Source organism: Rhodococcus sp. SMB37, assembly GCF_004345605.1.
Classification (GTDB): Bacteria; Actinomycetota; Actinomycetes; order Mycobacteriales; family Mycobacteriaceae; genus Rhodococcus.
The window spans coordinates 24,929-50,603 of record NZ_SLVY01000015.1 but is presented as its reverse complement, the minus strand read 5'-3'; the positions used below and the strand labels follow the sequence as shown (position 1 = coordinate 50,603).

Genomic DNA, 25,675 nt, shown 5'->3' with positions numbered 1-25,675 from the left:
GATAGTGGATGGTTGACCACACGCGGGTGCGCCCGGGCGGTGTCGTTCTCACCGCCGTCTCACCGGACGGGCCGATCAGGGTCGGCACCGACCCTATGCTGGCCTCATGAAGCAGGACGACGAGCGGCCGACGACTCTGGGCGAACTCATCCGACGTCAGCGTGAGCTCGCGGAACTCCCGATGCGCCAGCTGGCGTCGATGGTGGGCATCTCGAATCCGTATCTGTCGCAGATCGAGCGGAATCTGCGGGCGCCGAGCGATCGAGTCCTCCATGCGATTGCGGAGCAATTGCACGTGTCGGCGGACGCGCTGGTGTCGCAGGTGACACCGGAGACCGACGGGGAATCGGCGGTGACCAAGGCTCTTCGCGAGGATCCGGATCTGACGAATGCCCAGCGGCGGTCTCTGGAGGAGATGTACGAGGCTTTCCGGGAGGTCACTGTTGCAAAGCGCCGACGTGGTGGCGGACCCCCCATTTCCGACGCGGAGTGAGGAGATTCACATCTACGCAGGTCAGGGCCTTTAATCACGGTTGGGAAGCAGGTCAGGAAGGTTCAGTTCGCGCACAACCCAACGTGCACTCGGCATGTACCTTGCGGTAAGGTGCGCGCCCGCTGCGGAGATGTCAGCCTCGAGGTAACCAACCGACCCAGTTCTGGAGTTGCCCCGGTGCTCAACAACCTGCAGAAGAAGATCTCGTCGTCGCTCGACCCCATCGGATGGGGTCCGGCGGTGGCGTCCGTCGCCGGCCGCGCCGCGAAGAATCCGCGTGCGATCGCCGAAGCGACCACGGAGTACGCCAACCGTCTTGCGCACATTCCGGCGGCGGCGACCCGTGTGTGGAACGCGAGCGAGCCCCAGGCCCCGGTGCCGCCCGATCCGAAGGATCGACGGTTCTCCGATGCGGCATGGAAAGAGAATCCCGCGTACTTCTCGTTGCTGCAGAGCTACCTCGCCACCCGCGAGTACGTCGACGAGCTCGTCGATGCGGGTGAGGGCGATTCACTGGCCGATGCCAAGGCCCGCCAGTTCGCAAACCTGATGTTCGATGCGCTTGCACCGTCGAACTTCCTGATCAATCCAGGTGTGCTCGTGCGCGCACTCGACACCGGTGGCGCAAGCCTGTTCCGCGGGGCGAAGTTCGCCGTGGATGATCTGGTGCACCGCAAGGGAATTCCGCTGAAGGTGGACCGTGAGGCGTTCACCCTCGGCGAGAACATGGCGGCCACCCCGGGCAAGGTCGTGTTCCGCAACGATCTGATCGAGGTGATCCAGTACGCACCGCAAACCGAGAAGGTCCACGAGATCCCGATCCTGGCAGCACCGCCGTGGATCAACAAGTACTACATCCTCGATCTGGCCCCGGGCCGGAGCCTGGCGGAGTGGGCGATCCAGCGAAATCGCACGGTGTTCATGATCTCGTACCGCAACCCGGACGAGACGATGCAGGACATCACGATGGACGACTACTACCGGCTGGGCATCGCCACCGCCCTGGATGTGGTCGAGGAGATCACCGGCACCTCGCGCATCGAGGTGCTCTCGATCTGTCTCGGCGGCGCGGTGGCCGCGATGGCCGCGGCGAAGATGGGCGCAATCGGTGACGAGCGGATCAGCGCGTTCACCATGCTCAACACGCTCCTCGATTACAGCGAGGTCGGCGAACTGGCTCTGCTGACCGACCCCGCGACTCTCGACAGGGTGGAATTCCGCATGAGCAGGCAGGGATTCTTGTCCGGGTCGGAGATGGGCGGCACCTTCGACATGATCCGCGCGAAGGACCTGATCTTCAACTACTGGGTATCGCGGTGGATGAAGGGCGAGAAGCCGGCTGCGTTCGACATCCTGGCATGGAACGAGGACAGCACCCGGATGCCGGCTGCGATGCACTCGCATTACCTGCGAACCCTCTACGGGCGCAACGAACTCGCCGAGAAGAAGTACGAGCTGGACGGATCGGCGCTCGATCTGGCGGACGTCACCTGCGACACCTACATCGTGGGTGCGATCAACGACCATATCGTGCCGTGGACGTCGTCGTACAAGGCAGTGAACCTGCTGGGCGGCGACGTGCGGTATGTACTCACGAGCGGCGGACACGTTGCCGGCGCGGTCAATCCGCCGAATCCGAAGGCCTGGTTCGAAGCAATCGGCGGCCCCGACGACGAACCGACCGAACTTCCCTCCGATCCGAAGTCGTGGCACGAGAAGGCCACCCGCCACGCGGCCGCGTCGTGGTGGGAGGACTGGACGGTGTGGTCGACGAAGCGCGCGGGCGCCCTGACCTCACCTCCACCGATGGGCAGCAAGGACCATCCCGTTCTCGGCGATGCCCCCGGGACCTACGTCTTCAGCTGAGAGGTTGCGCGTTAGCATTCATTTTGCTAACCTGCTAACAACGCCGTTCGCGGCGTACCGACCTCATACAGCGCTCCATACCCGCGCTCAACGAAGGGAAACCCATGACTGCTCCCGCCAAGACCACCGCCCCCAAGGCCACCGAGACCGCCGCCAAGGCTTCCGACGCAGCCGCCAAGGCTTCCGACGCTGCCACCAAGGCCGCAGCCGACGCCACCGCGACCGCTCAGAAGACCGCCGAGAAGCTCACGGCGAGCGCCACCGCCGCTGCCGAAAAGGCCGCCGCCGACCTCACCAAGACCGTCGACGAGACCACCGAGCGCGTCAACGAGTTCAACGCCAAGTTCGTCGAGGCTGCCAAGCAGAGCGGCAACCTCGGTGTCGACACCTACGAGAAGGCCGTCGGCAGCATCCTGGACCTGCAGGAGAAGTTCGCCGAGGCCACCCCCGTCGAGTGGGTCGCCGACATCGCCAAGGCGCAGGTCTCCTTCGCTCGCGAGCTCACCAGCACTGTCACCACCACGGCACGCGACCTTCTCAAGTAGGACACGATCCCACTTGCGAACCGCAATCGCGCCCGTGCGCCCGATCGGCGCTCTACGGTGCGGTACATGACTCCGGTGACGCATACCCAGATCGCCGCGACCCCGATTCGACTCGGGGTCGCGGCGATCGCCGGTTGGAGCTCGTACCTCCTCGGCCTTGCGCGCCGTGGCCCCACACCCTGGACCATCGCTTCGGACATCGGCCGCTACTACGGGGTCCTGACCGACACCACGCCACCGGCCTGGGCGCACGCGTGGCCGGTCCCCCACCGATGGCCACTCGCGAACCTTCGCGACTGCAGTGCACCCGACGCCGCCGACCGCGAATCGGTGCCCACCCTCCTGCTTCCCCCCCAAGCCGGCACCCACTCGTGCATCGTCGATCACTCCCCCGGCCGCAGCCAGGTCGACGCGCTGCGAGCAGGAGGTCTCACCCGGCTGCATTGCCTCGACTGGACTCCCGCGAGAGCCACTACCGACTCGGCCTCGATCGACGAACATCTCGCCGTGATCGCAGACGCCGTCGCTCATCTCGGCGGTCGGGTGAACATCGTGGGCGACAGCCAGGGTGGATGGCTGGGCACGATCTACACTGCGCTACATCCCGAAACCGTGCACACACTCACCGTGGCCGGCACCCCCATCGATTTCCATGCCGAGCAACCCGCCCTCGCGGCACTGGCGCATGCACCGACAGGCGCGGCGACCTCGGTGGTCGACCTTTTCTACGACACCGCGCGGGCGTCAGGTCTGCCGTCCACCGACCCGATCGGCGAGATCGAACGGGCGATGGCCCTGCTCGGCGCCCTCGACGACCCGGACGAGGTGTCCCGCATGGAAGCCGAGCGGCGCTGGTTCACCTGGCGGCAGGAGATTCCCGCCGCGTTCCGTGAGTGGATCATCCGGCACCTGGTCGTCCGCAACGAGCTCGTCGCCGGCACCCTCGAAGCCGAAGGCGCTGTCGTCGACCTGTCCAAGATCACTTGCCCGTTGCATCTGATCGCCGGCAGGTCGGACATGATCGCGACGCCCACGCAGGTGACGACGCTGGCGGATCACGTGTCCACCCCGCCCCCGGAGATCGTGGCGACGATCGCCGACACGGGCCACATCGGGTTGTTCATCGGGCGCAAAGCCCTGACCGACGTGTGGACCCCGTTCGCTCGATCGCTCGCCGCGATCTCGTGAGGCTGCGATGAGAGCGTTCCTCACGGTGCTCGTTCTCACCGCAGCACTCGGTATCCCCCATGCGCCACCCGCTCACGCGCAGCCGCACGAATTCCTCTGGGGTGTGGCGAGTTCCGGCTTCCAGTCCGAGGGATCGTCACCCGACAGCAACTGGCTGCGATACTCGAACGAACCACACCACGAACCGATCGGGTCGTCCGTCGACTTCAGGCACCGCTACCGCGAGGACATCACCCATGCTGCGGAGCTCGGAGTCGACGTCTACCGGATCTCCGTGGAGTGGGCGCGGATCCAGCCCACTCCATACGGATGGGACGACTCCGAACTCGACTATTACGACGACGTCGTGAGAGAGATCCGTGCCCATGGCATGACGCCGATGCTCACACTCGATCACTGGGTGTATCCGGGCTGGATCGCCGACCGTGGTGGCTGGTCCGACCCCGACACGGTGCGCTCCTGGCTCGTGCATGCCGAGACTGTCGCCGAGCGCTACGCCGACGCGGACGCCCTGTGGGTGACGTTCAACGAACCCAGTCAATATGTGTGGCAAGAGGTGACGAACGGCGGACTCGCACCGGCCGAGGTGCCGGCCATGTTCGATCGGCTGGTCGAGGCCCATCACGGCGCGTACCAGGCCATCCACCGTGCCGATCCGGACGCTCGGGTGACCTCGAACGCCGCATACATCCCCGGCGCGCAGCCATATCTCGACACCTGGTTTCTCGACCGGGTCCGCACCGGCCTCGACTACGTCGGCGTCGACTTCTACTACGGAGTGACCTTGCAGAATCCGACGGCGATCCATGCCACCGTCGGCGATTACGCGTCGATCGTGCCGCACCCTCAGGGGATGTACGACGCTCTGATGGACTATGCCGATCGATACCCGGGCGTTCCCCTCTACGTAGTGGAGAACGGCATGGCCACAGCCGACGAGGCTCCGCGCGCCGACGGCTGGACCCGGTCGCGGCACCTGCGCGAGCATGTCGACGCAATGGGCCGCGCGATCGCCGACGGCGCCCCGGTGTTCGGATACAACTACTGGTCCCTCACCGACAACTACGAGTGGGGCGACTACACAGCTCGATTCGGCCTGTACAGCGTCGATGTGCAGACCGATTCGAACCTCACTCGACGGCCGACCGATGCCGTCGAGACCTACCGGACGATCATCGCCGAGACCCGGTTCTCGTAGACGGTCCGACGGTTCCGGGTGACCGCCCCCTCGGGTCAGCACGTCCCCGCGACACGAGGACGTTCCTCCCTCCTCGAACATTGCGGACTCTTACTTCACGAACAAACCATTCACTTGACGCACTGTAATGCGAGTGCAATATTTGTCGCGCGGATCACAGCAGATACCGCCCTCGCATGCTCAAGGAGTCCCGCCCATGCACCCCGGCATCAACGACACATCACCCACGCGCCCACCGAGTCGAACTCCATTGACACGCCGGGTCCCACGCAGCATTCGCGGCACGTTGGCCGCAGCCTCGCTGGCAGTGATGGTTGCGCAGATTGCAAATGCACTTCCCGGCGCGCTCAACGGCGTATTCCAGGAGACGTTCGGCACCGTCGGGTCGCAACTGACGTGGATCACCGCAGCTTTCATGATTCCCGTGGTCGTGTTCGAACTGACCTTCGGCGTCCTCGGCGACAAGTACGGGCACCGCTCATTGGTGATCGGCGGTGCGGGGGTCGTCATGATCGGCTCGCTCGTGTGCGCGGTGTCGCCGACTGTGGAGTGGATGTGGGTCGGCTCTGCGATCAACGGCCTCGGCGCGGGTGCAGTCTTCCCCGCATCACTCGCCCTCGTCGCGTCGGTTGCCGAAACGAGCCGGGAACGCATCCGCGGTATCGCGATGTGGGCGGGCTTCCTCTCCGCCGGTTCCGCAGCATCGCCGCTACTCGGAGGTATCCTCGCCGACTTCGGCTGGTGGCGTGGCGCGTACGTCGTGGTGGCCGTGTCGGGACTGGCCGTGTTGGCCGTGGCCCTGTGGAAATCCCAGGACTCCGAACGCCAGCAGGGGCGCCGCCCGGACCTATGGGGACAGATCACCTTCGCACTCGGCCTGATTCTCGTACTGTTCGGACTTGTCCAGGGCCCTGAAGAAGGATGGAGTTCCACCCGCGTGATGGGGGCGCTGATCGTCGGTGTCACGTTCCTCATCGCGTTCGTGGTCATCGAAATACGTGTTCCCTCACCACTACTGGATCTCAGGCTCTTCCGTATCCGGGAGTTCACCATCTCGTCTGCGGTGGCCGTCATCGGCATGTTCGCATTTCTCGGGGCATGCTTCGCGACGAGCATGTGGCTCGGCCCGGTCCAGCATCAGAATCCCCTCTACACCGGCCTGCTGTTCCTACTGCTCCAGGGACCGGCCTTTGCGATGATCCCGCTGATCTCGCGCCTGCAGAACCGGTTCGCCGCGAGAGGGCTACTCACAGCAGGATTCCTCACCATGGCCGCGGGTGGGTTGCTGGCATCGAACAACGACGTGACGAACCGATCCGTCAGCGGATTCATTCTGCCGTCGCTGCTCGTCGGTATCGGTTTCGCCTTGACGCTGTCGCCGATGACGTCGAGTGCGGTCAACTCCGTACCACGGAACCTGACGGGAACTGCCAGCGCTGCAACGAATCTGCTCCGCGATCTCGGCTTCGCACTCGGCCCGGTACTGGTGGGCGCCGTCGCGCTCAGCACCGCCGGCAACGCCCTCGGATCGGCACTGACTGGTTCGACCTTACCCTCGGGCGAGCTCGAATCGGCCCGCGCGACAGCCCAGGCGGGGGGCCCGATCGCTGTGAACAGCCTCCCGACGGGTGCGCCCGGCTCGGCCGCTCGACCGCTCGCACTCGAGGCGCTCGGACAAGGGTTCGCCCAGGCCTTCGTCGTAGTCTCCGTGGCGGCACTGGTTGCCGCACTTCTGAGTTGGTTCGGTCTGCGCGGTGTCGGCGCACTCGCGGGTCATGACGCCGATCGACCGGACGAGACTGCGACCACGGGTGACGAACCCGAAGACCTCATCCGCGCCTGAGTTGCCGCACCTGCATTCAGAGCGGCGACCAAAGATGAGGAACACAACGACACACCCGATGGAACACGGCGACGCCTGATCCTTGTTCCACCATGCCCGAGGCCCGGCCATGCAGGCCGGGCCTCGTTCGTCCGTCGTTGTGGTGTCAACAGCAGGACGCGCCGGGCTCGTCCACGCTGGATGCGCAGCAGTCGCCACCGCCTGCCGCGGCCGGGTCGTCGAGGTGTTGCGGGCTCGTCCCGAATGTGTCGGAGTCGGCCAATACCGTGTACACCTCCCATTTCTCGCCCGCCGGCCCGGTGACCCATACCTTGTCCTGGGTGGCAAAGCAGCAGGTGGTGCCGATCTCCTTGTCGGTGAACAGTCCCTCACCGGTAAGCCGCGCGATCTCCTCGTGGACCTTCGTGCTCGACTCCACCTCGACGCCGAGGTGGTTGATCGTGCCACCCTTGCCGGGGTTCTCGAGCAGCACCAGCTTGAGGGGAGGTTCGGCGATCGCAAAGTTCGCGTATCCCGGCTTCACTTTCGTGGGTTCGACGTCGAACAGTTTCGAGTAGAAGACAACTGCCTTCTGCAGGTCGTCGACGTTGAGTGCGAGTTGGACGCGGGACATGACTATCACCTTTCTACATATATCGAATTCTCCGTCGAGGTCAGAGTGCGCCGCTTTTCGATATAAGTCAAGAACCATGCGTAGAGTGGGCCTCATGCCGAAAGCACTGCCCGTTGTCGATGTCAGCGCACCCATCTGCTGCACACCGGTCTCCGCCGGACAGATCAGCGACGAGGCGGCCCTCCAACTCGCGCTACGACTGAAAGCCCTCGCCGATCCCACTCGGATCAAGCTCGTGTCGATCCTGCTCACCGCCGACGCGGGCGAAGTCTGCACCTGCGATCTCGCCACCGGAGTGGACCTCGCGGAATCGACGGTCAGTCACCACCTGAGCCAGCTCAGGAAGACCGGCATGGTCGTCTCCGAGCGTCGCGGGATGAACGTCTACCACCGCGCCAGAGCCGAATCTCTGGACGCACTCCGCGTGGTGCTCGACCCGAATTGCTGCGCGTGAGGCCGGGTCAGCCCCCGACCTCGGCAACGTCCGCTTCGAGCGAGATCCCGACGGCATGTTCGAGCGCGACGAGTTCGGCATCGAGATGATCCAGCAGCGTTCCAAGATTCGGAACGGTGCGCCGACATGCGGTGAGCCCGAACGCAATCCGATCGTCGGTACTGGTGCACGTGATGTTCAGGGCCTGCCCGTCGAGCGGAACCGAGAGCGGATACACCGCGTCCACGCGGGCACCGTTCCAATAGAGCGGGGTGTCGGGGCCGGGCACGTTCGAGATGATGACGTTGAACCCAGGACGCGACAGCACACGGTTCCCGGTCAGCACACCCAACGCCAACGGAGCCACTCCGACTGCGCTGGCCGCCAGGCGGGACACAGTCGACATCCCACTCATCGACTTCTTCCCCTCCGACATCGAGGCGCGTACCCCGGCGAGCCGCTGGACCGTCTCGGGCCGATCGGTGCCGAGCGAGCACATCAGGACACCGAGGTCGTTCCCGCTGTCCTTGCCGTTCCGCAAGGCGACGGGCACCATCGCGACCAGCGACTCGTCGGGAAGTGAATCCCGTTCGGCCAGGAACGCGCGCAGCGCACCCGAACACATCGCGAGCACCACGTCGTTGAGAGTCGAATCGGATGCCTTGGCGACCATCCGGAGACGTTCGAGCCGCCAGGCGCGCGCCGCGAACCGCCGTGAGCCCGCGATAGGCACGTTGAGAATCGTCTGCGGCGCCGCGAGCGACAACGACCCGCCCCGATCGTGCATGGCACGGTCGACAGTCCCGATTATCGCGGGCACGAGACCGAGTGCTTCCGAGATCACCCCGCGGGCAGCGCGCATTGCAGTGCTCGGCATCTCGATGGCGGTACCGACGACGGAGCGCTGCGGATCCGAGGTGTCGGGGACCGCCCACGGCGCCGGCATTCCCGTCTCGTCGGGGTCCGAACTCAGCGCGCGGCGGAGCAGCCGCATCGCACCCACACCGTCGGCGAGGGCGTGATGCATCTTCATGTAGAGCCCGTACCTGCCGTCGGCGAGTCCCTCGATCAGGTACATCTCCCACAGGGCACGGGTGCGGTCGAGCAGCGGCGCGTGCAGGCGTGAGACCAGTTCGCGCAATTCGGTGGTGGATCCCGGGTGCGGCAGCGCCGTGAATCGCACGTGGTACTCGAGATCGAACGACGGATCGTCCTCCCACGCCCACTGGCCGAAGGTGGCCAGCGAACGCACGGCACGCTTGCGCCACAACGGTGCAGCATCCTCACCGTCGCTGCGGGCGATCGCGTCGACGAACATCTGCCGCAGATCGCTCGCCGTGCGTCCCTCCGGCGGTTCGAACATGACGAGACCGCCGACATGCATCGGATGCTCGCGGGTCTCACCGAGCAAGAACATCGAATCCGTCGGTGACATCGGCAGCCGCATGTGTCGTCCTTCTGTTCCCCTTCGCGGCGAGCCCCCTGACCCGCCGATACCTCCCGTGACTGCGGTCACGCGAGGGCTACTGGTAGTTCTACGTCATGGTCTCCCGCTTCGCCACCGGAACCTACGCGTCCCGGCCCTCACACCTGTGCTTCTCCATGTCCGACGCTTCTACATGTCCAGGCCGAGGTCGAGCACGGTGACCGAGTGGGTCAGAGCGCCGACGGCGAGGTAGTCGACGCCGGTGCGCGCGTAGTCCGCCGCCACCTCGAGAGTGAGACCACCCGACGATTCCAGCCGTGTCTCGGGCGCGTGGGTGTTACGGCGCTGCACTGCGATCTGGGTCTGCCACAGCGGGAAGTTGTCGAGCAGGATCAATTCCACGTCCTCGGCCAGGACCTCGTCGAACTGCTCGAGACTGTCGACCTCGACCTCGCACGCGATGTCCGGGGCGTGCGTGCGCACCGCGCGCAGCGCAGCGACCACCGACCCGGCGGCGGCAACGTGGTTGTCCTTGATGAGCGCTTCGTCGCCGAGCCCCATGCGATGGTTGACACCGCCGCCGACGCGCACAGCGTATTTCTGCAGTGCCCGCATGCCGGGGAGGGTCTTGCGGCTGTCGCGGATCTTCGTCTCCGTGCCCGCGACCGCATCGACCCAGTGCGACGTGGTGGTGGCGATCCCCGACAGGTGACACACGAGGTTGAGCATGGTGCGTTCGGCGGTGAGCAGGCCGCGGGTGGGCGCCTCGAGCGTGAGGACGGGTTCGCCGGACACCACCCGATGTCCGTCCTCGATCCGTCCGAGCACCGTGTAATGGCCGGTACCGAGTACCTCGTCGAGCACGAGCAACGCCACGTCCAGTCCCGCGACGGTGCCTGCCTGCCGCGGAGCCATCGTCGCGGTGGCAACGGCGTCTGCGGGCACCGTCGCGTCGGTGGTGGCGTCGGGCCCGTACCGCAGGTCCTCGTCGAGAGCCTGTCGCACGAGAGCGCGGGTCTCGTCGACGTCGAGTCCGGCGGGCAGCACGGTGGCCATGTCAGTTCGCTCCTGTGAGTTGAGGTGTGATCACGACGAGTTCTCCGTCGTCACCGAGACGCTGATCGAGGGAATGCGCCTGGTCGGGATCCGGGGTGGGATGGTCCCGCCGGGTGTGGCATCCGCGGGATTCGGTGCGGCGCACGGCCGCACCTACGAGAACTCGGGCCGCGAGGGTGAGGGCGGCATCCTCGAGGTCGGTGACGCTGTCGCACGACTGTGGCGTCGCGCCCGACAGGGTCGTGCCTGCGGTGAGGAGACCGGTCTCGTCGCGGACGACGAGCGCGTCGCGGGTCATCGCGTGCTGCAGTTCCGTGCGGTCGAGGCGCGGAAGCACCGGAACGGTCGCGTCGAGCGCTTCGACGCGCAGACCGCCGCGTTCGGCGGCCGCCGCGATGCCGGCCCGCTCCCCCACCACAAGGCCTTCGAGCAAGCTGTTGGATGCGAGGCGATTGGCGCCGTGGAGTCCGGTGCACGCGACCTCACCCGCCGCGTACAGGCCGGGAATCTCGGTTCGGCCGTGCACATCGGTGACGACACCGCCGCACGAATAGTGCGCAGCCGGCGCGACCGGCAGCAGATCCCTCGCGGGATCGAGCCCGGCCTCCGCACAGGACCCGGTGATGGTCGGGAAACGCTCCACGAAACCCTCGAGGTGTCGGGCGTCGAGGAACACGTGGTCGTCACCGAGTGCGGCGAGGCGTTCGGCGATCGCTCGGGACACCACATCGCGGGGCGCGAGATCACCGAGCGGGTGCACTCCGTCGGTGACGGACCGGCCGCGTGAATCCACCAGAGTTGCGCCCTCGCCGCGGACGGCCTCGCTGATGAGCGGACGTCGCCCGACGCTCCCGGCAGCGAACAGCACTGTGGGGTGGAACTGTACGAACTCGATGTCCGAGACCACAGCACCGGCGTGCAGTGCGAGGGCGATGCCGTCCGCGGTGGCCCCGGCGGGGTTGGTGCTGCACGCGTACAGCTGCCCGAGCCCGCCCGTCGCAAGCAGGACCGCGGGGGCGTGGACCACGCCGAATCCCCGCTCGTCGAGGACGAGTACCCCGGTGACGCCGTGCTCGTCGGTGAGGACCCTCGCCACCGCCGCACCGAAGAGCACCGGGAGTCCGGCTGCTCCGAGTGCACGCTGCACCTCGGCGCCGGTGGCATCGCCACCGGAATGGATGATCCGGCGGGTGCTGTGCCCGCCTTCGCGGGTCCGGGCCACAACGCCGTCGCGCCCGCGATCGAAGACCGCTCCGAGATCGGTCAAGGCTGCGATCGCGGCCGGTCCTGCAGCCACGATCGATCGGACGGCATCCTCGTCGCAGAGCCCGCCACCCGCCGCGAGCGTGTCAGCGACGTGGGATTCGACGCTGTCGCCCGTCGGCGCGACCACAGCGATGCCACCTTGCGCATACTGCGTCGCGGTGTCCGCGGGACCGCCCTTGCTCACCGTGAGCACCCGCAGGCCCCGTAGCGACGCGGCACGTGCTGCCGTGAGACCGGCGACACCGCCGCCGACCACGACGAGGTCGGTGTGCGCCTCCCAGCTCACCCCGACGCCCACGGTGGGCGTCACTCGCCGCTACCCGGATTGCCGATGGAGATCATCCGCTGCACCGACAGCCGGGCCCGCTCCGCGACCTGCGGGTCGACGTGGACCTCGTCCTTGCGCTCACGGAGGCAGCGCAGCAGCGCGGCCGGGGTGATCATCTTCATGTAGGGGCACGACGCGCGGTCGTTGACCGGCTGGAAGTCGATACCCGGCGCGGCCTTGCGCAGCTGGTGCAGCATCCCGACCTCGGTGGCCACCAGCACCTGCTTGGCGCCGGTCGCGCGCGCAGCATCGATCATGCCGCCGGTCGAGAGGATCTTGACCTTGTCGTCGGGAACAAATCCCTCACCGGCGAGGTAGAGCGCCGACGTGGCACAACCGCATTCGGGATGGACGAACAGGTCGGCGTCGGGGTGCGAGCGGGCCTGCGCGGCGAGCTCGTCGCCGTTGATACCCGCGTGCACGTGGCATTCACCGGCCCAGATGTGGATGTTGTCGCGGCCGGTGACGCGCTTGACGTGTGCGCCGAGGAACTGGTCGGGAAGGAACAGCACCTCGCGGTCGGGGTCGATGGAGGCGACGACGTCGACGGCGTTCGACGACGTGCAGCAGATATCCGTCAGGCCCTTCACCTCGGCTGTGGTGTTGACGTACGACACGACGACGGCGTCGGGGTGGTCCGCCTTCCACTCACGCAGCTGATCCGCGTTGATGGAATCCGCCAGTGAGCACCCCGCACGCTCGTCGGGGATCAGCACGGTTTTGTCCGGGCTGAGGATCTTGGCAGTTTCCGCCATGAAGTGCACCCCGCAGAACACGATGGTGCTCTCTTCGGCCTCCGCGGCGATGCGCGACAGTGCCAGGGAGTCTCCGACGTGGTCGGCGATGTCCTGAATGGCAGGTAGCTGGTAGTTGTGCGCGAGCAGTGTCGCGTTCTGCTCGCGGGCAAGCCTGCGAACTTCGTCGGCCCACTCCGGCGTCGCCTCGATGCCGGAGTAGCCACCCGGTCCGTCGACGATTGCGGCGGTTCCCGCCCACTCGGTCGTGGTCATGGCATTGCTCCTTCGTGGAGTGCAATCCGGGCGGGCTGTGCTCGGATTTCCGTTCTCGGGGTTTTCGACTTAGGGTCGAAAACATGCCATATAGTAACACCGGTCACGAAGTACTCATCGTGGTGTTCCAGGTTCGCCACTTCTCCGACACCTCGAATGCCCCCCGAGATGCTCCCGAACTCGGCGTGCTGCTATGGCAACGCGCACTCGACCCCCAGGCGGGGACCTGGTCCCTGCCCGGCGGCCGACTCCGCGACGACGAGGACCTCACATCCTCCGCGCGACGCCAGCTCGCCGAGAAGGTGGACGTGCGCGAAGTGGCGCACCTCGAGCAGCTCTCGGTGTTCTCCGCCCCGGATCGGGTACCCGGAGCCCGCACCATCGCGTCGACCTATCTCGGCCTGGTGCCGATCACGTCCGATCCGCAACTGCCCGACGACACGACGTGGCATCCGGTAGCAGATCTGCCCGAGATGTCGTTCGATCACAGGATCATGGTCGCCAACGCACACGCCCGTCTCGCCGCGAAACTGTCGTACACCAACATTGCATACGCACTCACCCCCTCCGAGTTCTCGATGTCCACCCTGCGCGAGATCTATTGCGCTGCACTCGGTTACCAGGTCGATGCCACAAACCTTCAACGCGTACTCGCCCGGCGGGAGGTCCTCACCCGAACCGGCACCACAGCACCGTCGGGAAAGAGCGGGGGCCGGCCACCCGCACTGTATCGATTCACCGACTCCCGCCTGCGGGTTACAGACGAATTCGCGGCGCTGCGGCCACCGGGATGACCGAGGGGGCATTCGGGCCCTCCGGGAGTAAGGTGCGCGTGGAACATCATGCCGACGACGGGAGCGCAGTGGCAACAATCGGAAATTCCGAGCTCGATATCCACCCTCTGGCATTGGGCGGCAACACGCTCGGCTGGACGGCGGATGAGACCGCCTCGTTCGAGATCCTCGACGCGTTCATGGCCGCAGGCGGTAATTTCGTCGACACCGCCGACTCGTACTCCGCCTTCGTCCCAGGCAACTCCGGCGGCGAATCCGAGACCATCCTCGGAAACTGGAAGGCCGCTCGCGGCATCGGTTCCGAGATGATGGTAGCGACCAAGGTCGCCCATCACCCCGATTTCAGGGGCCTGGCGCCGGAGAATGTCGCAGCCGCCGCCGACGCGTCTCTCAAGCGTCTGCAGTCCGATCACATCGACCTGTACTTCGCGCACTCGGACGACCCCGAGACGCCACTGGACGAGACCGTCGCGGCGTTCGACGCACTCGTCCGAAGCGGCAAGGTCCGTTATGTCGGCCTGTCGAACTACTCCCCCGCGCGGGTCGCCGAGTGGCTCGCGATTGCAGACGAGGGCGGTTACGCGCGGCCCGTGTCGCTGCAGCCGCACTACAACCTGGTGCATCGCGCGGAGTACGAACAGGAGTACGCCCCGCTCGTTGCCGAGCACGACCTGGGTGTCCTGCCGTACTACGGACTCGCCGCGGGGTTCCTCACCGGCAAGTACCGGACGTCGGAGGATCTCGACGCCGGGGTTCGCGGACGGATGGCCTCGCAGTACTTCTCCGAGGCCGGCCTCACGGTGATCGACGCACTCGCCGAGATCGCGACCGCCCACGCCGTCGAGATCCCCACGGTGGCACTCTCGTGGCTGTCACAGCGTCCCGGCATCGTCGCGCCGATCGCGAGCGCCAGCCGCATCGAGCAGCTTCCGGCGCTGCTCGACTCGACGAGGCTGGTTCTCACCGACCTCGAAACCGACCGCCTGACTTCTTTGTCGAACGCCGTCGAGGCGTAGGAACGGTACGGCAGTCCCCGCGGCGACCCACTGACGTCGGGCCCCGCGGGGACTGCCGTTCCGGCGCTGGTCCGGATCAGACTGCGCCGAGAACCAGCCCACTCGTGGGAACCGCGGTTCCCGCGGTGACGATCACGTTCTCGACGCGTGCCGGCTGGTTGGTGGACGTGCCCCGCAGCAACCGCACCGCCTCTGCGATGCCGTTGACTCCATGGAGGTATGCCTCGCCCACCTGACCGCCGTGCGTATTGCTCGGCAGCCGTCCACCGATCTCCAGATTGCCCTCGCGGATGAAGTCCTTGGCCTCACCCACACCACAGAAACCGAGTTCTTCGAGCTGCGGAAGCACCAGTGGCGTGAAGTGGTCGTAGAGGATCGCAGCATCGATGTCGTCCGGTGTCAGTCCGGCCTGCGCGTAGAGCTGGCGGCCGACCAGACCCATCTCCGGAATGCCGGTGATGTCAGGCCGGTAGTAGCTCGCCATCATGTGCTGATCCTTGCCGCTGCCCTGCGCCGCACCCTTGATGATCGCGGGCGTGTTGCGCAGATCCTCGGCACGCTCGGCGGAGACGATGACGAGCGCCTGCCCGCCGTCGGTCTCCTGGCAGCAGTCCAGCAGGTGCAGCGGCTCTGCGATCCACCGCGAGTTCTGGTGGTCTTCCAGCGTGATCGGCTTGCCGTAGAACCACGCGGCCGGATTGTTCGCGGCATGCTTTCGCGCCACAACGGCGACCCGGCCGAAATCCTCGCTCGTCGCTCCGAACTGGTGCATGTACCGCCGGGCGAACATCGCGACCCACTGAGCGGGGGTCGCCAGGCCCTGCGGGGTCAGCCACGCATACGCGGCACGGTCCGCGGTCGAATCCATCGGACGGTCGTGCTGGCCCGCGCCGAAGCGCATCCCGGAGCGTTCGTTGAACGCCCGGTAGACCACCACGACGTCCGCAACACCGGTCGCCACGGCCATCGCCGCCTGCTGCACCGACGCACACGCCGCGCCACCGCCGTAGCCGATACGGGAGAAGAACTTCAGCTCACCGAGGCCGCAATTGCGAGCGACGAGGATCTCGCCGTTGGTCTCCATCGTGAAGGTCGTCAGGCCGTCGACCTCGGACGGGTCGATCCCGGCGTCGGCGAGCGCAGCAGTGACGGCCTCGCACGCGAGCTGCAATTCCGAGCGACCGGATTTCTTCGAGAACTCGGTCGCGCCGATACCGACGATCGCAGCGGCACCCGAGAGCGGGCTGACGGCCATCAGGCTTCCTTCCCTTCGCTCGCGAGGTAGGCGACGGTCACCGAACCCGCGAGGTGGTTGCCGAGGCTGTTCGCGCCCTGGACCTTCACCTCCACGAGACCGTTGTCCTTCGAGACGACCTCGCCGGTCATGGTCATGGTGTCGCCCGGGTAGTTCGGGGCGCCGAGGCGGATCTTCACGCGGCGTACCGTCGCGCGGGGACCCGCCCAGTCCGTCACGAAGCGGCCGGCCAGCCCGTTGCTGGTGAGGATGTTCATGAAGACGTCTTTCGAGCCGCGCTCGCGCGCCAACTCGGGATCGTGATGGACGTCCTGGAAGTCGCGGGTCGCGATCGCGGTGGCGACGATCAGCGTGCGGGTCAGCGGAATCGGGAGCTCCGGCAACACCTCGCCGACCGCAATGTCGTCGTAGCCACGGCCTGTGACAGTGACGGTGGCGGTCATGCGACCACCTCGACACCGGCCGCGAGCTGCGCACCCAGGCGCGCCAGATCGGACGCCGAGCCGCCGAGAGTGGCACCGATCTGCTTTCCCCACAGCAGGTGCCGGTGCACCGGATAGTCGGTGTCGACACCCATACCGCCATGGACGTGGGTGGTTCGGTGCACCACGCGCTGCCCACCATCGGTGGCCCACCACTTGGCGACGAGCACCGACGTACCGGGCTCGTGTCCCTCGGCGAGCAACCACGCGGCCTGCCACAGCGTCACACGCATCGCCTCGAGATCGATGTAGCAGTCGGCCAGCTGGTGGTTGACGGCCTGGAAGGTCGCGAGCGGGCGTCCGAACTGGTAGCGGCCGTTGAGGTATGCGACGGCCTGCGCGACGGCTCCGGAGCCGACACCGAGCGCAAGTGCGGCGAGCGCGAGCTCGACCCGGTCGAGCAACCATTGCGCGGTGCTACCGTCGGCGGGACCGAGCAGCTCCGCAGGAGCCCGATCCAACACGAGGTTGCCGCAGATCTCCCAATTAGTGGACTGTGTCTGCTCCACCGACACACCCGGGGCAGACGGGTCGACGACGAACAACGCAGCGCCGGTGGGCGTGGTTGCAGAGACGATCACACGGTCGGCGACGTGCGTGATCGGGACGACGGCCTTGGCACCGGTCAGGATCCACCGGCCATCGGCTTCGGCGGCCGTGGTCTGCGGGTCTCCCTCGACGAACGGACCGAATTCCTCGAGGCCGATCGTCAGGAAGCTGCTGCCGTCGGCGACACCGGGGACCAGCGCGGTGCGCTGGGCGTCGGTGCCGAACTCGGCGACCGCGAGAGCTGCGAGAACCGACTGCCAAATCGGCACCGGCGCGACGTAGCGTCCCTGTTGTTCGAGCAGAACATACAGTTCGGCCAAGCCGAGCCCACCGCCGCCGAGATCTTCGGGCAGCGCGATACCGAGCAGACCCGTGTTGACGAGTTCGCGCCACAGCTCACGATCGATACGCTCGTCACTCCGTTCGACCTGCTTGACCCGGTCGATGTCCGCGCAGCCGGTGAAAACGTCACGGGCGAGGCCGCGAATCGTCTCTTGCTCTTCGCTGAAGTCGAAATCCATCAGTACTCCTCCCGTGCGGCCGGACGGAACGCGGGCAGCGTCAGATCCGGGTCGGCGTCTATCCAGTCCAGTTCCACAGGCATGCCGATCTCGACCTCGTCCGGCGTCACACCGGTCATGTTCGCGATCAGACGGGTGCCCTCGTCGAGTTCGATGGTTGCCACGACGAGCGGATACTCGAAGCCGGGGATCTGCGGATGATGGTTGACGACAAAGCTGTAGACGACGCCGCGACCCGACGCGTCGACGGTGTCCCATCCGAGTGAACGACAGGTACCGCACATCGGGCCCGTCGGGTGGCGCAGCGTCCGGCAGGCGGTACACCGTTGGATCACCAGACGATGCTCCTTCGCGGCTTCGAACCAGAAGGCGTTGTCCGCGTTGAGCGCCGGGCGCGGGCGCAAACCCTGGGACGGCTCGGCGGCCGCTGCCTTCTCGGTCTTCGGCTTGAACCGCAGGGTGCGCCAGCGCTGGGTCGCGACGACCTCGCCGTCACCGTTCCGGTAGGTCTTCAGCGTCGTCACGAAATGGCCGATGCCGAGGCCGGTGGATTTCTGCTCGGAGATGTCCTCGATCACCTCGGTGAGCGAGACCCGGTCGCCGGGTCGTAGTTCCGCGAAGAACTCGAAATCCGAGTCGGTCGCGACGACGGAGGTGAAACCCGCATTGTCGAGCGTGGCGATCAGATCGGTCCACACCTGCGAGGGTGCGTTGTCTGCCATCTTGTCGGTGAAGGTGCGCATGGTCCACACCTGGGTCATCAGCGCGGGTGCGACTGCCCCGTCGCGTCCGGTGGCGCGGGCGGCGTCGTCGTCGAGGTAGATGGGGTTCGTGTCGCCCATCGTCTCGATCCAGTGCCGGATCATCGGGGTGTTGACCGCGTCCGGTCCCCATATGGTGGGAGTCAGGGTCTGCCCCTCGTACACCGCGAGTTCGGTGAGGGATTCGCTCATTTGCTCCTCTTCTCACGCACGAGCCCGAGACCCATCGTGCCGACCATGTCGCGCAGCACCTCGTTGACACCGCCACCGAACGTGTTGACCATGCCCTGACGGGAGATCTGTTCGATCTGACCGGCCAGCAGTGCGCCCGGCGATTCCGGCCGGATCCGTCCGGCCGCCCCGAGGATCGCGAGCAGCGTGCGGTAGACGTCGATGTGCGTCTCGGTGCCGTACACCTTGGTAGCGCCCGCATCCGCGCCGGAGAGTGTGTCCGCTGCCACGGCCGCGGTCATCTTCCAGTTCAGGAGACGCATCGCCTCGAGTTTCGCGTGTGTGCGCGCGAATTCCTGCTGTACCCAGGGGATTTCGATGGCGCCGTTGTCCTTGGCCCAGTCGAGGGTCTGGTGCCACAGTCCGTAGGTGCGGCCGCCGATCGCGGCGAGGCCGATGCGCTCATGGTTGAGCTGCGCGGCGATCAGTTGCCAACCGCCGTTGATGTCACCGATCACGTCTCTCTGCGGCACGCGGACACTGCTGTAGTACGTCGATGTGGTTTGGAGACCGCCGACGGTGTTGATCGGCGACCACGAGAAGCCCGGGTCGTCGGTCGGCACCACGAGGATGGAGATGCCTTTGTGCTTGGGTGCCTCGGGATCGGTACGGCATGCGAGCCACACGTAGTCGGCGGTATTGGCGCCGGAGGTGAAGATTTTGTTGCCGTCGATGACCCACTCGTCGCCGTCGGAGACGGCGCGGGTCTCGAGCGAGGCGAGGTCGGTGCCGGCTTCGGGCTCGGTGTAGCCGATCGCGAAGACGATGTCGCCGGCCAGGATGCCCGGCAGGAAGCGCTTCTTCTGCTCGTCGGTGCCGTACTTCATCAGTGTCGGGCCGACCGTGTTGACGGTGACGAACGGGAACGGGAGACCCGCGCGCTGCACCTCGTCGAAGAACACGAACTGTTCCTCGATGGAACGGCCCTGCCCGCCGTATTCTTCGGGCCAGCCGATACCCAGCCAGCCGTCCCGACCCAGCAGACTGACGACCTCGCGGAAGTACTCGCCGCCCACACCCTGCTCACCGGCCTTGCGCCGCTTCTCCTCGGGCAGCAGGCCCGCGAAATACGCGCGCAATTCCCGTCGCAACTCCAGCTGCGCCGGCGACTCTCTCAACTCCATCGGTGCTCTCCCATTCATCGCCATCCGCGGAACTCGGACGCTAAAGAGGTATCCGCATCAGGTCCCGTCCGGTCTCACTGAGCGGTAGATTCCGCTGAGCGGGTTCGGTAGCCGGCGGTAGACCCGATGACTGCATACTCGTCGCCATGAACACCCCGTCGGATCTGGCCGGCCGCTATGCAGTGGCGGTCGATGATCGAAACAGTGCCGCTCTGGCCTCCTTGTTCACCGCGGACGCCGAGTTCGTCCAGCCTCCCGCAGTGACCCGCGGCACCGAGAATGTGATCACGGTAGGTGCCGAGGCGATCGTCGCGGTCGTGCTCGGCGGCACCGCACACCTGCATTCCACCCATCACGCCGTGCACCAGCAGGTTCTCGATGTGGACGGCGACAACGCCGCGGGATGGGTCTACTGCCTGGCACACCATCTGTATCGCGGTCGTGACGGCATGCGCGACAACGCGATTGCCATCCGATACCGGGACGACTACCGGCGGGTGGACGGGGTTTGGAAGATCTCGCGACGAGAACTCGTCGTCGATTACATCGAGGACCATGCCGTCACCGTGCCCGGCCTCTGAGACCGGCCGTCCACCCGTAGCCGTGTCTGTCAGCCGTTGAGGAACCGCTGCCGCCCGGACGCAGCGAACTGCGCTTCGAGCTCGTCCTTGTCCTCATCCGACATCAGGACGTAGTCGGGCTCGCCTCGTCCTTCCCAGCGGTACACAGGTTCGTCGCACCGCCATGCGCGTGCCTGCAGTTCCCTCTTGAGCACCTTGTTCGATCCGGTCACCGGAAGATCTGTCGACACGCGCAGCAGCCGGGGCGCGGATTTGGTACCGAGATCGTCCTGGTCGGCGAGGAACTCGGCGAACTCGACCGGATCGAAATCCGTGGGGTCTGCGACCTCGATCGCGGCCATCACCTGATCGCCGGAGCGGGGGTCCGGCACCGCATACACACCGGTCGCGATCACCTTCGGATGCCGACGCACGATCCGTTCGATCATCAACGCGGAAGTGTTCTCCCCGTCGACGCGGATCCAATCGCCCTTCCGGCCGGCGAAGTAGATGAAGCCCGCCTCGTCGAGGTAGCCGAGGTCGCCGGTCCAGTACCAGCCGTGTCTGATCCGGTCGGCGACGGCCTGCTCGTTCTTGTAGTACCCCTCGAACCGCTTCGCGCCACCCTTGTCGATCATCTCGCCGATCGCCTCGTCCGGATTCAGGACGCGGCCGTGCTCGTCGAGCTTCGCGCGGACACATTCGGCACGGGTATCCGGGTCGACCACAGCGACATCGTCGTGCGCGGGTCGGCCGAGCGCCCCCTCGGGCGCGTCCGGGTCGAGCCTCACCGAACCGGCGCCCTCGGAAGAGCCGTAGCCCTCGTACAGCTGCGCGCCGAATCGGCGGACGAACTCGGCCTTGTCCTCGGGGGACGCCTCGGTGCCGAATCCACGCACGAGGGTGTTGTCGATATCGTCGGGACGTTCCTCGGTCGCCATCAGATACGACAGCGCCTTGCCGACGTACGTGAAGAACGTTGCACCGAAATACTTCACGTCGGGCAGGAATCCCGATGCCGAGAACTTGCGCGCGTGCGGCAGGCAGATGGTGGCGCCATTCGCCAGTGCGGGCGCCCACAGCGCCATGAGCGCATTGCCGTGGAACAGCGGCATGCAGCAATAGTCGACGTCCTCGCGCACATGACCGTATTTCGCGGAGTTCGCATACGCCAGCCGAGCAAGCCGGCCCTGGCTGCAGCGCACCGCCTTCGACATGCCCGTCGTACCCGACGTGAACAGGAGCAGGAACAGAGACGACTCGTCGATCGACGGGTCCACGGCCGGCTGGTCGACCCAGTGCGCTGCAACGGTCTCGGCATAAGCCGGATCGTCGACGAGGACGAATCGGTCCTCGGTGAGGCCGAGGTCGAGGCCCCACAGTTTCGCCATCCCGTCGATGTCGGTCACGATGAGCTGGCAATCCACGTAGCGGATCTCGGCTTCGAGTTCCGCGCCGCGACGCGTCGGGTTGATCCCCACGATCGTTGCACCGCTCAGTGCTGCACCACCGAGCCAGAACAAGAATTCGGGGACGTTCTCGAGCAGCACCCCGATGTGGAACGGTCCTTCCTTTCGCAGCGAGGCAGCCAACGCGCCGCGCGCCGCGCTTTCACGAACGGTCTCGTCCCACGTCCAGTCCCGTTCCCCGGTCCGGGTGCCGAGATGTTCGTCCCCGAGCCGGTCGAGCAACATCTCGGCGATCGTCGCGCGTTCCAACTTCACTCCTGCGTTCGGCTTGTGTGGTGCGGCAGTCGTGACGCACCACCAGCGGGTTCTCGGGCTACGGTCCCGTTCACCGTGGATACCCCGTGGACACCGCACGCTAGCCAGCCCACGGAACGGGATCCGGGCCGGTCCCGTTCAGTGGAAGTGGCTTCCGTGCGGAACTACACCCGTGTGATCCTTCGCGGAAATCCGAGTACGCGAGAAGGGTTCCGCCATTGGACATCTCCACCGATCCATTGAGGCATGGCATCGATCTCGGCCACGGGACGCATGGGATGCACGCGCGGTGAGCAGGTTGGAAGTCGGGATCAACATCCTCGGCGCGGAGGCGCTCTACGACGGACGGATCCGGTCGGTGCTGGACCTGGCCGCATGGAGCAGACCGTCGCGGCGTGCCGGGAACTGTGGAAGCCGCCACCGGCCGCGTTCACAGGACGCGGCTATTCGTTCGAAGATTTCCACTCGTACCCGCTACCGGTGCAACCTCGCGTGCCGGTGTTGTTCGGGTTCGGCCCGAGCCGGCGCAACTTCGAACGGATCGCCCGGGTGGCAGACGGCTGGACGGTCAACCCGACCGACATGACGACCTTTCCCGAGGCTGTCGCCCTGCTCCGGCAATGCTTCTCGGAGCAGGGTCGCGACCCCCAACTCCATCAGGATCCAGGTGTCGGTGACACCGATCCGCGACCGTTGCGGCGCAGTCGATCTGTCGGCCGCCGCGGATCGGGCCCGCGAGTGGCACGCGCACGGCGCGACCGTTGTGGTGTTCCGACCGACGGCATTCGACATCACATCCGACCGCGTTCAGTCACTGCTCGACTGGATGGTCGGACTCGAGGAGGACAGACCGTGACCGACATGTCGCGAGCGTTACAGGATCTGCTCGACAAGCAGGAGATCCGGGAGGTGGTGTTGCGGTACTGCCGCGGCATCGACCGACTCGACTTCGCTCTGGTGCGCGACTGCTATCACCCGGACGGTATCGACCACCACACCGGTTTCGATGGCAACGTCGACGAGTACATCGCCTGGGTAAAGCCGAGACTCGAGTTGCTCGGCGGCACGATGCACCACGTCGGCAACCATCTCGTCGAACTGTTCGGCGAATTCGCGATCAGCGAGGCCTACTCCACCAACACACATTGGGGGCACCCCGATCGCGACGATTTCACCAGTGGCGCGCGATTCATCGATCTGATGGACCGGCGGGACGGACGCTGGGCGATCACTGAACGGTGGGCAGTCCGGGAATGGACTCGCTCGGATGCGGACCGGATGACAGCACCGGAAGGGCTCGGCCCGCGCGGAAGCCGGGACGAGTCCGACCTGCTGGCAGCGCTGCGGTCCCGGGTCGCAGATCGGGCGTGAACTCGTGCCGGGCCCGTGCGCGATCGTGGTGCGGCCGGCGACGGTGCCCTCAGCGCTGGTCGTCGCGCCAGGAGTCGATCGTCCCGTGTCGTGAACACCGGGCCCACCATCCATCCGGGGCGATCTGCACGATCATCCGCCGTCCACACCGGGTGCAGTAGCGGGGCGGTTCGAGGCCCAGCCGGGCGGCCACGGGGAGTTCCGCGGTGCCGCCGGCGGCACCGGTGAAGGGATCGAACATGCTCAGATGCTCTCGCCGAGCGCTTTGATGGGCATCTTCAGTTCGTCGAGCAGGTCGAGATCGGTCTCGGCGCGCCGCCCCAGCGTGGTCAGGTAGTTCCCGACGATCACGGCGTTGATTCCACCGAGGATGCCCTGCTTCGCACCGAGGTCGCCGAGAGTGATCTCTCGCCCTCCGGCGAAGCGGAGAATCGTGCGAGGCAAGGCGAGACGGAACGCCGCAACGGCCTTGAGTGCCTCCGACGCGGGAAGGACTTCGAGATCGCCGAACGGGGTTCCGGGCCTCGGGTTGAGGAAGTTGAGGGGGACCTCGTCGGGTTCGAGCGCGGCGAGGTCGGCGGCGAATTCGGCGCGCTGTTCGAGGGTTTCTCCCATTCCGAGGATTCCACCGCAGCACACCTCCATGCCGGCTTCGCGGACCATGCTCAGTGTCTCCCACCGCTCCTCCCACGTGTGTGTCGTGACGACATTGGGAAAGAAGGATCTCGCGGTCTCGAGGTTGTGGTTGTAGCGATGCACACCGAGTGCGGCGAGCTGGTCGACCTGGTCCCGGGTGAGCATGCCCAGTGAGCACGCGACCTGGATGTCGACCTCGCCGCGGATGGCCTCGACACCCGCCGCGACCTGCGCCATCAGCCGGGCATCGGGACCGCGGACCGCCGCCACGATGCAGAATTCGGTCGCTCCGGTCTTCGCAGTCTGCTTGGCAGCCTCGACCAGGGCGGGGATGTCGAGCCACGCCGATCGGACGGGCGAGGCGAACAGTCCGGACTGGGAGCAGAAGTGGCAGTCCTCAGGGCACCCGCCGGTCTTGAGGCTGATGATGCCCTCGACCTCCACTTCGGGTCCGCACCATGCCATCCGCACCTCGTGCGCGAGCGAGAGCAGCTCCTCGAGCCGGCCGTCGGGCAGGCGCAGGACTTCGAGTGTCTGTGCACGGTCGAGTCCTCGACCACGCCGGAGCACTTGGTCACGTGCGAGTTCGAGGATGTCGACTCGGGCGGGGGCGTGGGTCACTGCGAACTCCTGGGTCTCGGAACTTGAACACCGTTCACTTGAACAGTGTTCAGGTTAGAGTCGAGGTCCGATAGTGTCAACGCAGAGCAACTACGAGACAGGGAGCAGACACCGGTGCAGCTACGACGCGGCGATGTCCTCGACGGCGCCATGGCGATACTCGACGAGTACGGTCTGGGCGACCTGACCATGCGCAAACTCGCGACCTCACTCGGCGTGCAGCCCGGCGCGCTCTACTGGCACTTCCCCAACAAACAGACCCTGCTCGGTGCGATGGCCGACCGTATCCTCGACGGCGTCGATGCAACACCTTCCGCCGACACGTGGGACGCCGCACTCAACGAACTCGCCTACCGTTTCCGCGGCGCTCTGCTCGCCCACCGCGACGGCGCCGAACTGGTCGCCGCAACCTACGCCTCGCGCCTGACGACCTCCCCCGCCCGCGACAGTTTCGTCACGGCCGCACTGCGCGCGGGACTGTCCCGCGCACACGCCGAACTCACCGGTTACGCGCTACTGCACTATGTTCTCGGCCACACCGTCGACGAGCAGTCACGTCTTCAACTCGCCGAAGTCGGGGCACTCACCCGCTCACCGATCTCCCCCGGTACCGCAACCGAGAACGTCGCGACGTCGGACGACGACCTGCTGGACGGCGATCCCGCCATCCGATTCGACTTCGGCTTGACGCTGCTCGTCGACGGGATCCGCCGCCGCCTCACCGAACACGTATCGTCCTGATCGTTTACGAATCTGTCAGAGTGC

26 protein-coding genes and 1 pseudogene are annotated in these 25,675 nt (G+C 66.2%); 14 read left to right on the top strand and 13 right to left on the bottom strand.

The features are described 5' to 3' along the window. The first annotated feature begins 106 nt into the window (after positions 1-106). From EV641_RS21715 to EV641_RS21690, 6 genes are all read left to right on the top strand, one after another. A complete protein-coding gene (locus tag EV641_RS21715; protein ID WP_054717029.1) occupies positions 107-493 on the top strand; it encodes a helix-turn-helix transcriptional regulator in 387 nt (128 codons plus the stop codon). A 177-nt stretch (positions 494-670) separates the two neighbouring features. Next, entirely contained in the window at positions 671-2,359 is a 1,689-nt protein-coding gene (locus EV641_RS21710) for an alpha/beta fold hydrolase (protein WP_132474464.1), read from the top strand. 104 nt (positions 2,360-2,463) lie between these two features. Further along, positions 2,464-2,904 carry a hypothetical protein gene (locus EV641_RS21705; RefSeq protein WP_132474462.1) on the top strand — a complete coding sequence of 147 codons (441 nt, stop codon included), beginning with the start codon at positions 2,464-2,466 and terminating at the stop codon, positions 2,902-2,904. A 66-nt stretch (positions 2,905-2,970) separates the two neighbouring features. After that, positions 2,971-4,092: an alpha/beta fold hydrolase gene (locus EV641_RS21700; protein WP_132474460.1), complete on the top strand. Its 1,122-nt coding sequence runs from the start codon at positions 2,971-2,973 to the stop codon at positions 4,090-4,092. A gap of 7 nt (positions 4,093-4,099) precedes the next feature. After that, positions 4,100-5,290: a family 1 glycosylhydrolase gene (locus EV641_RS21695; protein ID WP_132474458.1), complete on the top strand. Its 1,191-nt coding sequence runs from the start codon at positions 4,100-4,102 to the stop codon at positions 5,288-5,290. A 196-nt stretch (positions 5,291-5,486) separates the two neighbouring features. Continuing rightward, on the top strand, positions 5,487-7,133 hold the full coding sequence (locus tag EV641_RS21690) for an MFS transporter (protein ID WP_158289204.1): 1,647 nt from the start codon (positions 5,487-5,489) through the stop codon (positions 7,131-7,133). 145 nt (positions 7,134-7,278) lie between these two features. Here the strand turns inward: EV641_RS21690 and EV641_RS21685 are convergent, their stop codons facing one another. Further along, a complete protein-coding gene (locus tag EV641_RS21685; RefSeq protein ID WP_132474454.1) occupies positions 7,279-7,746 on the bottom strand; it encodes an ArsI/CadI family heavy metal resistance metalloenzyme in 468 nt (155 codons plus the stop codon). 94 nt (positions 7,747-7,840) lie between these two features. On the opposite strand from EV641_RS21685, the gene EV641_RS21680 reads away from it, so the two are divergent. Next, the gene (locus EV641_RS21680; protein WP_132474452.1) at positions 7,841-8,200 is read left to right on the top strand and encodes an Rv2640c family ArsR-like transcriptional regulator; all 360 of its coding nucleotides are present in this window, start codon (positions 7,841-7,843) and stop codon (positions 8,198-8,200) included. A 7-nt stretch (positions 8,201-8,207) separates the two neighbouring features. Here the strand turns inward: EV641_RS21680 and EV641_RS21675 are convergent, their stop codons facing one another. The 4 genes from EV641_RS21675 to nadA form a co-directional block, all read right to left on the bottom strand. Continuing rightward, positions 8,208-9,626: a wax ester/triacylglycerol synthase family O-acyltransferase gene (locus EV641_RS21675; RefSeq protein WP_199233349.1), complete on the bottom strand. Its 1,419-nt coding sequence runs from the start codon at positions 9,624-9,626 to the stop codon at positions 8,208-8,210. A gap of 168 nt (positions 9,627-9,794) precedes the next feature. Then, the gene (gene nadC, locus EV641_RS21670) at positions 9,795-10,661 is read right to left on the bottom strand and encodes a carboxylating nicotinate-nucleotide diphosphorylase (RefSeq protein WP_132474450.1); all 867 of its coding nucleotides are present in this window, start codon (positions 10,659-10,661) and stop codon (positions 9,795-9,797) included. A gap of 1 nt (position 10,662) precedes the next feature. Continuing rightward, entirely contained in the window at positions 10,663-12,237 is a 1,575-nt protein-coding gene (locus EV641_RS21665) for an L-aspartate oxidase (RefSeq protein ID WP_241997393.1), read from the bottom strand. Beyond that, the gene (nadA, locus tag EV641_RS21660) at positions 12,234-13,265 is read right to left on the bottom strand and encodes a quinolinate synthase NadA (protein ID WP_132474448.1); all 1,032 of its coding nucleotides are present in this window, start codon (positions 13,263-13,265) and stop codon (positions 12,234-12,236) included. The genes EV641_RS21665 and nadA overlap by 4 nt, the downstream gene beginning before the upstream one ends. A gap of 83 nt (positions 13,266-13,348) precedes the next feature. On the opposite strand from nadA, the gene EV641_RS21655 reads away from it, so the two are divergent. Together EV641_RS21655 and EV641_RS21650 are read left to right on the top strand one after the other, a co-directional pair. Beyond that, positions 13,349-14,059, top strand: coding sequence for an NUDIX domain-containing protein (locus EV641_RS21655; RefSeq protein ID WP_132474446.1), 711 nt, complete (start codon positions 13,349-13,351; stop codon positions 14,057-14,059). Between the two features lie 68 nt (positions 14,060-14,127). Then, complete coding sequence (locus EV641_RS21650; protein ID WP_132474612.1) at positions 14,128-15,075, top strand: aldo/keto reductase; 948 nt, start codon at positions 14,128-14,130, stop codon at positions 15,073-15,075. A gap of 76 nt (positions 15,076-15,151) precedes the next feature. On the opposite strand, the gene EV641_RS21645 is transcribed toward EV641_RS21650, so the two are convergent. Genes EV641_RS21645 through EV641_RS21625 form a run of 5 tightly spaced genes read right to left on the bottom strand, consistent with a single transcriptional unit; the run spans position 15,152 to position 19,998 of the window. After that, positions 15,152-16,330, bottom strand: a complete 1,179-nt coding sequence (locus tag EV641_RS21645) for a lipid-transfer protein (protein WP_132474444.1) — start codon at positions 16,328-16,330, stop codon at positions 15,152-15,154. Next, complete coding sequence (locus EV641_RS21640) at positions 16,330-16,773, bottom strand: MaoC family dehydratase (protein WP_054714487.1); 444 nt, start codon at positions 16,771-16,773, stop codon at positions 16,330-16,332. The genes EV641_RS21645 and EV641_RS21640 overlap by 1 nt, the downstream gene beginning before the upstream one ends. Then, positions 16,770-17,882: an acyl-CoA dehydrogenase family protein gene (locus tag EV641_RS21635; protein ID WP_132474442.1), complete on the bottom strand. Its 1,113-nt coding sequence runs from the start codon at positions 17,880-17,882 to the stop codon at positions 16,770-16,772. Before EV641_RS21635 ends, EV641_RS21640 begins: the two co-directional genes overlap by 4 nt. Then, positions 17,882-18,835 carry a MaoC family dehydratase N-terminal domain-containing protein gene (locus EV641_RS21630; protein WP_132474440.1) on the bottom strand — a complete coding sequence of 318 codons (954 nt, stop codon included), beginning with the start codon at positions 18,833-18,835 and terminating at the stop codon, positions 17,882-17,884. Before EV641_RS21630 ends, EV641_RS21635 begins: the two co-directional genes overlap by 1 nt. Further along, a complete protein-coding gene (locus tag EV641_RS21625) occupies positions 18,832-19,998 on the bottom strand; it encodes an acyl-CoA dehydrogenase family protein (RefSeq protein WP_054714480.1) in 1,167 nt (388 codons plus the stop codon). The genes EV641_RS21630 and EV641_RS21625 overlap by 4 nt, the downstream gene beginning before the upstream one ends. Before the next feature lie 146 nt (positions 19,999-20,144). Between EV641_RS21625 and EV641_RS21620 the strand changes: the two genes are divergently transcribed. Continuing rightward, positions 20,145-20,579, top strand: a complete 435-nt coding sequence (locus EV641_RS21620; RefSeq protein WP_054714477.1) for a nuclear transport factor 2 family protein — start codon at positions 20,145-20,147, stop codon at positions 20,577-20,579. 29 nt (positions 20,580-20,608) lie between these two features. On the opposite strand, the gene EV641_RS21615 is transcribed toward EV641_RS21620, so the two are convergent. Further along, on the bottom strand, positions 20,609-22,282 hold the full coding sequence (locus EV641_RS21615; protein WP_132474438.1) for an AMP-binding protein: 1,674 nt from the start codon (positions 22,280-22,282) through the stop codon (positions 20,609-20,611). 246 nt (positions 22,283-22,528) lie between these two features. On the opposite strand from EV641_RS21615, the pseudogene EV641_RS30290 reads away from it, so the two are divergent. The 3 genes and pseudogenes from EV641_RS30290 to EV641_RS21605 form a co-directional block, all read left to right on the top strand. Continuing rightward, positions 22,529-22,873: pseudogene (locus EV641_RS30290) on the top strand (LLM class flavin-dependent oxidoreductase); the annotation flags it as partial. Between the two features lie 76 nt (positions 22,874-22,949). Then, positions 22,950-23,138: a hypothetical protein gene (locus tag EV641_RS29915; protein WP_241997403.1), complete on the top strand. Its 189-nt coding sequence runs from the start codon at positions 22,950-22,952 to the stop codon at positions 23,136-23,138. Positions 23,139-23,143: 5 nt separating this feature from the next. After that, complete coding sequence (locus EV641_RS21605) at positions 23,144-23,653, top strand: nuclear transport factor 2 family protein (RefSeq protein WP_054714494.1); 510 nt, start codon at positions 23,144-23,146, stop codon at positions 23,651-23,653. A gap of 49 nt (positions 23,654-23,702) precedes the next feature. Here EV641_RS21605 and EV641_RS21600 read toward each other — a convergent pair whose 3' ends face one another. Beyond that, positions 23,703-23,894, bottom strand: a complete 192-nt coding sequence (locus EV641_RS21600; protein WP_132474436.1) for a hypothetical protein — start codon at positions 23,892-23,894, stop codon at positions 23,703-23,705. A 2-nt stretch (positions 23,895-23,896) separates the two neighbouring features. Further along, on the bottom strand, positions 23,897-24,910 hold the full coding sequence (gene bioB, locus EV641_RS21595; RefSeq protein ID WP_132474434.1) for a biotin synthase BioB: 1,014 nt from the start codon (positions 24,908-24,910) through the stop codon (positions 23,897-23,899). A 114-nt stretch (positions 24,911-25,024) separates the two neighbouring features. Between bioB and EV641_RS21590 the strand changes: the two genes are divergently transcribed. Further along, positions 25,025-25,651 carry a TetR/AcrR family transcriptional regulator C-terminal domain-containing protein gene (locus EV641_RS21590; RefSeq protein WP_132474432.1) on the top strand — a complete coding sequence of 209 codons (627 nt, stop codon included), beginning with the start codon at positions 25,025-25,027 and terminating at the stop codon, positions 25,649-25,651. Positions 25,652-25,675 lie beyond the last annotated feature (24 nt).

Excerpts from the sequence above, each read along its gene's own strand:
- EV641_RS21690 (WP_158289204.1), top strand. The coding sequence starts at position 5,487 with ATGCACCCCGGCATCAACGACACATCACCCACGCGCCCACCGAGTCGA.
- EV641_RS21630 (WP_132474440.1), bottom strand. The coding sequence starts at position 18,835 with ATGAGCGAATCCCTCACCGAACTCGCGGTGTACGAGGGGCAGACCCTG.
- EV641_RS21695 (WP_132474458.1), top strand. The coding sequence starts at position 4,100 with ATGAGAGCGTTCCTCACGGTGCTCGTTCTCACCGCAGCACTCGGTATC.
- EV641_RS21640 (WP_054714487.1), bottom strand. The coding sequence starts at position 16,773 with ATGACCGCCACCGTCACTGTCACAGGCCGTGGCTACGACGACATTGCG.
- nadA (WP_132474448.1), bottom strand. The coding sequence starts at position 13,265 with ATGACCACGACCGAGTGGGCGGGAACCGCCGCAATCGTCGACGGACCG.
- EV641_RS21600 (WP_132474436.1), bottom strand. The coding sequence starts at position 23,894 with ATGTTCGATCCCTTCACCGGTGCCGCCGGCGGCACCGCGGAACTCCCC.
- EV641_RS21620 (WP_054714477.1), top strand. The coding sequence starts at position 20,145 with ATGAACACCCCGTCGGATCTGGCCGGCCGCTATGCAGTGGCGGTCGAT.
- EV641_RS21680 (WP_132474452.1), top strand. The coding sequence starts at position 7,841 with ATGCCGAAAGCACTGCCCGTTGTCGATGTCAGCGCACCCATCTGCTGC.
- EV641_RS21685 (WP_132474454.1), bottom strand. The coding sequence starts at position 7,746 with ATGTCCCGCGTCCAACTCGCACTCAACGTCGACGACCTGCAGAAGGCA.
- EV641_RS21715 (WP_054717029.1), top strand. The coding sequence starts at position 107 with ATGAAGCAGGACGACGAGCGGCCGACGACTCTGGGCGAACTCATCCGA.
- EV641_RS21625 (WP_054714480.1), bottom strand. The coding sequence starts at position 19,998 with ATGGAGTTGAGAGAGTCGCCGGCGCAGCTGGAGTTGCGACGGGAATTG.
- EV641_RS21655 (WP_132474446.1), top strand. The coding sequence starts at position 13,349 with ATGCCATATAGTAACACCGGTCACGAAGTACTCATCGTGGTGTTCCAG.
- EV641_RS21700 (WP_132474460.1), top strand. The coding sequence starts at position 2,971 with ATGACTCCGGTGACGCATACCCAGATCGCCGCGACCCCGATTCGACTC.
- EV641_RS21705 (WP_132474462.1), top strand. The coding sequence starts at position 2,464 with ATGACTGCTCCCGCCAAGACCACCGCCCCCAAGGCCACCGAGACCGCC.
- nadC (WP_132474450.1), bottom strand. The coding sequence starts at position 10,661 with ATGGCCACCGTGCTGCCCGCCGGACTCGACGTCGACGAGACCCGCGCT.
- EV641_RS21645 (WP_132474444.1), bottom strand. The coding sequence starts at position 16,330 with ATGGCCGTCAGCCCGCTCTCGGGTGCCGCTGCGATCGTCGGTATCGGC.
- EV641_RS21635 (WP_132474442.1), bottom strand. The coding sequence starts at position 17,882 with ATGGATTTCGACTTCAGCGAAGAGCAAGAGACGATTCGCGGCCTCGCC.
- EV641_RS21605 (WP_054714494.1), top strand. The coding sequence starts at position 23,144 with ATGTCGCGAGCGTTACAGGATCTGCTCGACAAGCAGGAGATCCGGGAG.
- EV641_RS21675 (WP_199233349.1), bottom strand. The coding sequence starts at position 9,626 with ATGCGGCTGCCGATGTCACCGACGGATTCGATGTTCTTGCTCGGTGAG.